This is a genomic window from Neisseria sp. P0001.S005 (assembly GCF_051963715.1).
In genome coordinates this window covers 1-769 of sequence record NZ_JBQCTZ010000466.1, presented here as the reverse complement: position 1 = coordinate 769, position 769 = coordinate 1, and the positions used below count along the sequence as shown (strand labels likewise).

Below are 769 nucleotides of genomic sequence, written 5' to 3'. Positions count from 1 at the left end.
ACAAAGGCCGTCTGAAAAACAGTAGGAGACAAATATGTCAAGCATCCAAATCGTTGCATTAGTTACCGTCAAACCCGAATACACCGAGGCTCTGGCTGCCCAGTTTAAAGACTTGGTCAAAGCCAGCCGTGCAGAAGAAGGCAACATCAGCTACGACCTGCACCAAGAAATCGGCAAACCCAACCGTTTCGTATTCGTAGAAAGCTGGAAATCCCAAGCAGCTATTGACGAACACAATGCCAGCGAACATTTCCAAAACTTCGTCAAATCCATCGAAGGAAAAACCGAAGCATTGGAAATCGTCTTGATGAACCAAGTCCCCGCTTAAACCCCTATTACTTTTAACTCAACCCGGATTATCCGGAACCCTCTTACACTAAGGAAATAAAATGCAAGTTTATTACGATAAAGACGCTGACCTTTCTCTGATCAAAGGCAAAACCGTTGCCATCATCGGTTACGGTTCACAAGGTCACGCACACGCAGCAAACCTGAAAGATTCCGGCGTAAATGTCGTAATCGGTCTGCGCCAAGGCGGCTCTTGGAAAAAAGCCGAAGCAGCCGGCCACGACGTGCGCACCGTTGCTGAAGCAACCAAAGCAGCCGACGTTGTAATGATTCTGTTGCCTGACGAAAACCAACCTATCGTATACAAAAACGAAATCGAGCCTAACTTGAAAGAAGGCGCAGTATTGGCGTTTGCCCACGGCTTCAACGTACACTACAACCAAATCGTACCTCGCGCCGACCTCGACGTTATCATGATCGC

Annotated in this window: 2 protein-coding genes; both read left to right on the top strand. The window is 47.7% G+C overall.

Annotated features, from left to right (window positions below; genetic code table 11):
• Positions 1-34 precede the first annotated feature (34 nt).
• Positions 35-328, top strand: a complete 294-nt coding sequence (locus tag ACTHSP_RS21090) for a putative quinol monooxygenase (protein WP_049329574.1) — start codon at positions 35-37, stop codon at positions 326-328.
• 61 nt (positions 329-389) lie between these two features.
• Positions 390-769, top strand: a 380-nt coding sequence (locus tag ACTHSP_RS21085; protein WP_440346893.1) for an NAD(P)-dependent oxidoreductase, incomplete at its 3' end; no start/stop codon positions are given.

Excerpts from the sequence above, each read along its gene's own strand:
- ACTHSP_RS21090 (WP_049329574.1), top strand. The coding sequence starts at position 35 with ATGTCAAGCATCCAAATCGTTGCATTAGTTACCGTCAAACCCGAATAC.